Consider the following 6,418-nt stretch of genomic DNA (forward strand, 5'->3'; position numbering starts at 1 on the left):
CGCTCCCTGGCCCGCTCGCTGACCGGGCGGTGGCGTCGATGGGCGACCCGCACACGTCGCAGTAGTCGTCCGCCTCGGACCGGTGGCCGTTGGGACAGGTCACGCTCATCGGCGCACCCGGCTCGTCTTGGTGGACGCGGTGTCGAGGGACATCTCGTCGATCTTGGAGGCGCTCTTCTTCAGGCGCACCGTCCCGGTGTCGGCGTCGTCGATCTCGACGACCTTCTTCAGGCGGGTCGTCATCTCGTCGTTGCCGGTGAGGTCGGCGAGCTGCACGGCCCGGCCGAGCTTGGCGGTCGCGACCTCGTCGTGGCCGGCGGCCTTCGCGGCCAGACCTTCCTGGATGACCTGGGCGAGCTCGGCCTGCCCCGTGTAGGCCGCGACGGCCGGGTCGATGCGAGTCGTCAGGGCGTCGTCGTTGCTCCACTTGGCCTTGACGAGCCCCTGGCACACGGGTTGGTCGCCGAGGGCCAGCGAGACGCGCGCTGCGAGCTGCTCCTGCCCGAGCGTCCTCGCGGGAAGGCGCACGGCCACGTGGTAGTCCCGGCTCTCGTCGGACCAGGCGCCGGTGGGGTAGGCGCCGGTGAGCGGGTTGACCGGGGTGCGACGACCGCTGAGGTCCTCGAGCGTCGGGGAGACCTGGCGCACGAAGAGCAGCTCGGCCCCCTGGGGCACCCACACGCGCAGCTCGGCATTCGCGACGCCGCGCGACATCGAGGCACGCATCATCGCCTGGAACTCGGCGGCCATCTCCTCGGGCTCGGGGATGAGGTCGACGGTGCCGAGCAGGGCCGAGGAGATCGCGCGGACCTCGTCGACGCGCCACTGGTCGCCGACCCCACGGGCGTCGCACTGGAAGACCCCGATGCAGGACTGCACTGCGGCCTGCAACGACGCCGGGGTCTCACCCTCGTTGACACCGTCGGTGAGCAGGATGGCGTGCCGCTTCGTCACGTGCGGGACGGTCTCGAAGATCTGCCGCGCCAGCGTCAGCCACGTGCCCATCGCGGTGCCGCCCTGGGCGCGCAGACCCTCGACGGCGCGGTGCGCCTCGGCCCGCGTGTGCGAGGACATGACGGCGAGGGCGCCCTGGTGGGCATACGGGTACACGATCTGGGCCGTGCCGTTGCCGGAGACGACGGCGAAGAGGGTGCCGTCGACGATCTCGTTGAGGGCGGCCTTGGCGGCGTGGCCGGCCTCCATGACGCCGCGCCGCCCCATCGAGCCGGAGGTGTCGATGAGGATGACCTCCGCGGCCGAGCCGGGGGCGACGACCCCCACCGACGCAGCGGCCGAGGCACCGTGTGACGTGATGCGCACGATCGCGTGGACGTCGGTCCCCCCGTCGGGGAGGAACTCGTTCTGGAACACCTCCGCGGTGAAGTCAGCCATCGGTCGGGTCACCTTCCTCTGGCGCGGCCACCACCGCGCCCGTCGTGTCCTGTGATCCTTGCCCACCCAGTCGAGCAAGGGCAACCGTGATGTTGTCGCGACCGCCCTGCTCGTTGGCGAAGTCGACGAGGGCCTGCGCCACGTCGGTCGGGCTCGCGTCGACGCCGACCTGCTCGACCATGTTGCGGACGAGGACCCGCATGTCGTCCGCGGGTGAGCAGTAGTTCCACAGCCCGTCGGAGCAGACGACGAGCCACCCGGCTGCCGCCTCGTCGGCGGACAGCGTGGTGAGGTGGGGCACGAGGTCGTCCGGTGCGTCGGTGCCGAGCCAACGCGTGATCGAGTGGGCGTGCGGCCCGTTCTCGGCGGCCTCGCGAGGCATGCCGGCGCTGATCTGCTCGTGGGCGTAGGAGTCGTCCTGCCCGAGCTGGCGGGCCGGCTCCTCCGGGTCGTCGGGCAGCCAGTAGACGCGGCTGTCGCCGACGTTGCCGGTGACGACGACGCCGTCCTCGATGGCCGCGGCCGCGATGGTGCACGACGGTGGGTTCTCCACGTCCTCCTCGACAGCCGCGCGCACGGCGTCGTTGGCCGTGGCCACCGCGGTCGTGAGCGCGCTGGCCGCCGCAGCCGCCCAGGCCTCCTGCGTCCCGGCGCCCTTGGGCAGCGGCTGGTCGAGCACGGCGCGGGCCGCCTGGGCCGCGGCGAGGGAGGCGATGTGCGAGTCCGTGGCCATGGACACGCCGTCGCAGACGACGAGGACGGCCCGGCTCCCCGGGGCCTCCGTCGCGCTGAGGGCCATGGCGTCCTCGTTGCGCGCGTGCCGCTTGCCGATGTCGCAGACCCCGCCCACCCACGCGGCAGGCGACTCGGCGAAGTGGTTGCGGGGGTCGGGCGGCGGCGTGCCGCAGTGGTCGCAGTAGCCGTCGACGATCCGACCCTCCCCGCAGGCCTGGCAGACCGGCTCTGCGGGCCCCGCGGGCTCTGTTGGCTCTGGGGGGTCTCCGGTTGCCGCGCCGGACGGGACGGCCCCCGTCCAGCCCACGTCGAGCGGCGACTCCTCGCCCACCGGTGCGGTCTGGGGGGCGGCTGGGGAGATCACCGCAGCGTATGCCGTTGGGCTCGCTCCCCGACCTTGCGTCCCGGGTGCCAGGTCGGCTCCACAGGCCTCGCAGAAGCTCGCGCCGGGGGCGTGTGGGGTGCCGCAGGCGGGGCAGGTCGAGGCCGGGCCAGAGGGGTCAGGGGCCGGGACAGGACCGGGACCGGGTCCGGTGGCCTGGGGGAGCTGAGTGGCCTGGGGAAGCCTCGGGGGCGGCGGGGTGTCGGTCACCAGAGGCTCCAGGGTCGGACGGCGTTGGCTTCGTCGACGAGCAGCACGCGCTCGGTCGTGTCGGGGGTGCGGCTGGCGAGCTCGCGGAGGGACTGCTCCAGCCCGACACGCAGGCCGGGCTCCGTCGCCCGGTGGGTCCCGAGGTGGAGGTCGGGCACAGGTCCGTCCTTGCGCACGGTGGCCAGGGCCTCACGGTAGATGTGCGTCGTCACCTCGGCCCGGCGACGCGCCGGCAACGAGGTGTCGGTCAGGGTTCGCAGGGCCTCGGCGAGGTCGGGCAGGCCGCGGTTGCTGTGGGCGAGCAGCTCGGCGAGTCCGGCTCGCGCGGTGCGGAAGGCGCTGGAGTGCGGGGGGACGAGCTTGAAGGCAGCGACCGCGCCGTCGACCTCTCCGCGGCCCGCGCGAATCCGGGCCAGGCCGAACGCCGCCATGGGCACGTAGGTCGAGTCCGTCCGAGCGCAGGCGATGTAGAGGTTCTCGGCAACGGCGTCGTCGCCGGCCATCTCGCTCGCCAGCGCCAGGGCGAGCTTCGGCGCGAGCTCGCCGGGGACCTGGCCGTAGACGGCGTTGAAGGCGGCCTGCGCGGCCTTCGCGTCGCCCCGCTCGAGAGCGGCGAGGCCCTGGATCCACACGGCCCGCCACTCCCAGGGGTCGTTGGTGAGCAGCTCGGTCGCCGACGACTCGGCGAGGTCGCGCTGACCCACGCTGAGGGCGGTGCGCGCGATGTCGAGGAGCACCTCGGCGGTCTTGGCCGGCGCCTCCCGCAGGATCTCGAGGCGCTGCGCCGGGCTGCCGGTGACGGTGTGGAGCCAGTTGGTCTGCGCGTCGTGCGGGTCGCGCCGCAGCGCCGGGAGGTTGCGCCAGTCGTCGGGCTCGTCTCCGGGCGTCGGGGCATCGAAGAGGAGCGACCCCACGGTCGTCGTCGCGGCCCCCGAGCCCCGGTCGATCGCGACGACCTCGCGGAGCACGCCGATCATCTGCGAGCGCAGTTCGTCGGCCGAGACGAAGCGGTCGTCGCGGTTGGGCGCGCACGCCTTCGAGACGAGTCGGTAGAAGGAGTCGTACTTCTGGAAGACGGGGCTCGAGTCCTGCGGGGGCAGGCTGTTGAGGTACGTCGACTGGTAGCCGCGGAACTCCATGGTCAGCACGACGAGCGTGCGACCGATGGTGTAGATGTCGGAGGCGACCGAGGTCCCGAGCTCCGCGACCTCAGGGGCCTGGTAGCCGACGGTCCCGAAGATCGCCGAGTCCTCGTCGTCGACCCGTCGGACACCGCCGAGGTCGATGAGCTTGACCTCGTCGCCCACCTGGATGATGTTGTCCGGCTTGAAGTCGCAGTAGACGAGGCCGAGGTCGTGGAGGTACTGGAAGGCGGGCAGGATCTCGAGGAGATACGCCAGGGCCTGGTCGACCGGAAGCGGGTCGTAGTACCCGGCCTTCTGCATGCGCTGCTTGAGGATCGACTTGAGCGAGGTGCCGCCGACGTACTCCATGACGATGTAGCCGGCGTCCTCGTGCGTGACGAAGTTGTAGATCTCGACGATGCTCGGGTGGGAGACCTGGGCGAGGAAGCGTTGCTCGGCGATCGCCGCGGCGAGGGCATCGGGGTCGGCGGAGTTGAGCAGACCCTTGAGCACGACCCAGCGGTCCGAGACGTTCTTGTCGCGGGCGAGGTAGATCCAGCCGAGGCCACCGTGGGCGAGGCATCCGGCGACCTCGTACTGGCCCGCGACGAGGTCCCCGGCCTGCAGCTTCGGGTCGAAGGAGAACGGGTGGCGGCAGTTCGCGCAGAACCCCGTGGTGCGCCCCGGCCGACCGTCCCGGCCACGGCCCACCGGCTCGCCGCACTTGGGGCAGAAGCGCTTGGACTCGGGAACGACCGGATCGGTGAGCAGGGCCTTCTCGGCGTCGATCATCGGGGCCGGGCGGACGGTGGTGATGCCGCCACCGAGCCGGGCACTGCGGAGTCGCTGCGAGCCTCCGGTGCGGCGGGTCACCACCGAGCCGGTCTGCCTCGCCCGCTTCGACCCCAGGGCCGCCGATGCGAGCATGCTCGAGGCCGCCGACCGCGTCGAGAACTCGGAGGCCACCCCGGCCGGCTGCGTCGCGGTCGAGTCGACGATCTGGACGACCTCCTCCTGGTGGGCGGGGGTGCCGCAGACGTTGCAGTAGCCGTCGGCGATGGTCCCGGAGCACCCGGGCTGGGCGCAGCGCGTGCCGTCCGGGACCGTTGCGAGGGCGGCGTCGGGGTCGGCGCCGGCTCCACCGGTGGCCCCCGGTGCGAGCGGGGCGTGCGAGGCAGCGCCCGGCGTCGAGGAGGCGGGAGCGCTGGCTCCTGGCGTGGAAGTGCCCGCCGCGCTGGCACCGGGTGCGGTGGGACGAGGTGCGGTGGGACCAGGTGCGGTGGCCGGAGCCATCCCGCAGACGTCGCAGTAGCCGTCGACGACGGTGCCCGTGCAGCCGGGCTGCGTGCACCGGAGCGTGGTGGGCGAGGGGCTCGTGGTCACGGGTGGGCCCTTCCTGCTCGGGACGTCGGCCGCGTCACGGCCTCGACATAGGACTGGTAGGCGGCGGCGAGCGCCCTGGCCCGGGCGGTGGGCATCGGCTTCCGGGTGAGGACGCCGTCGAGGCGAGACCGGAGCGCCGTGAGGTCGTCGCGCACGTCGTCGTCGAGCCGCTGGGCGGACAGCCGTGCGTCGAGCATGGCGCCGAGCGCTCCCGCGAGGCCGACGACCTCGTCGCGCTCGGCCAGCGCAGCGGCATACGTCTCATGGGCCAGGTCGAGCGCGCGGGACACACGCTCGAGCCGCTGGCGGTAGGAGCCGAGCTCCTTCGCCCCCTGGGGGACCGGGCCGAGGGCGCGCACGTTGGGGATGGCCAGGTGCGGCGCCGGCGTGACGGCCGCGAGGCACTGACGCTCCAGCGCACGGATCGCCTCGGCGCGGGCGTCGAGCTCCTCGACGAGCTGCTTCGTGTGGGCCCGGTCCTGCGCGGCGTTGGCCCGCTCGGCGGCCGCGACGATGAGGTCGCGCTCCAGCATGGCCAGGTCGATCTCGAGCGGCCCGATGATCCCTCCGACGTCGGCGCCGCGGCGGGCTCGCTCGACGAGGTCGGCGACCCTGCGGTCCAGGCGCGCGAGCTGCTCCGCGGCCGTGTCGCGCTCGGGGCCCGCAGGGACGAGCGGCAGCTGGTCGCGGACCCGCTCGGCGCCGGCCCGCAGGACGGTGATGCGCTGCGTCGACTCGGCGGCCCCGGGGACGAGGGACGCCCGGGCCTGGAGCGTGCGCGTGAGCGAGTCGAGCAGCCTGCAGGCCTCGGGAAGACTCACGGACAGGGACCCGCTCGCCGGCAGGGAGAGATGCTCGGTCGTGTTGGAGTCGAGTCGTCCGTGGACGAGTGTGGACAGGCGCTCGGCCTCCTTGGGCCCGACCCGACCGCCGTCGAAGGTGGTCTCGAGGAGGGTGAGTCGGTCGTTGATCGCCTTCCAGAAGGTCAGGGCCACCGTGAGGTCGGTCGTGATGGCGCTCTGCTCCCCGGGGGAGAGTCGCAGGATCGCGGAGTCGACCTCACCGAGGTCGGCGCGGCGCTGGGCGACCCACTGGCGCAGTGCCGCGAGGTAGCCCTGGGCCTCGGTCGCCTGGATCGGCACCCCCAGACCGCCTGGTGCGGGGGGAGCGGCGATCCCGCCCGGTCCACTCG

At 73.1% G+C, this 6,418-nt stretch carries 4 protein-coding genes; all 4 read right to left on the reverse strand.

Annotated elements, in window-relative coordinates; all coding sequences use genetic code 11:
• Positions 1–105: 105 nt before the first annotated feature.
• Genes LOY02_RS03535 through LOY02_RS03550 form a run of 4 tightly spaced genes read right to left on the reverse strand, consistent with a single transcriptional unit; the run spans position 106 to position 6,401 of the window.
• Positions 106–1,392 carry a VWA domain-containing protein gene (locus LOY02_RS03535; RefSeq protein WP_317180949.1) on the reverse strand — a complete coding sequence of 429 codons (1,287 nt, stop codon included), beginning with the start codon at positions 1,390–1,392 and terminating at the stop codon, positions 106–108.
• Positions 1,385–2,719, reverse strand: a complete 1,335-nt coding sequence (locus tag LOY02_RS03540; RefSeq protein WP_410505909.1) for a protein phosphatase 2C domain-containing protein — start codon at positions 2,717–2,719, stop codon at positions 1,385–1,387. Before LOY02_RS03540 ends, LOY02_RS03535 begins: the two co-directional genes overlap by 8 nt.
• Entirely contained in the window at positions 2,716–5,226 is a 2,511-nt protein-coding gene (locus LOY02_RS03545; RefSeq protein ID WP_410505910.1) for a tetratricopeptide repeat protein, read from the reverse strand. The genes LOY02_RS03540 and LOY02_RS03545 overlap by 4 nt, the downstream gene beginning before the upstream one ends.
• On the reverse strand, positions 5,223–6,401 hold the full coding sequence (locus LOY02_RS03550) for a hypothetical protein (protein WP_317180973.1): 1,179 nt from the start codon (positions 6,399–6,401) through the stop codon (positions 5,223–5,225). The genes LOY02_RS03545 and LOY02_RS03550 overlap by 4 nt, the downstream gene beginning before the upstream one ends.
• Between the last annotated feature and the right edge of the window lie 17 nt (positions 6,402–6,418).

It is taken from the genome of Intrasporangium sp. (genome assembly GCF_032907665.1).
Taxonomy (GTDB): Bacteria; Actinomycetota; Actinomycetes; order Actinomycetales; family Dermatophilaceae; genus Intrasporangium.

What these genes read in the sequence shown, in the direction of transcription:
- LOY02_RS03535 (WP_317180949.1), bottom strand. Translation starts at nt 1,392, where the DNA reads ATGGCTGACTTCACCGCGGAGGTGTTCCAGAACGAGTTCCTCCCCGAC.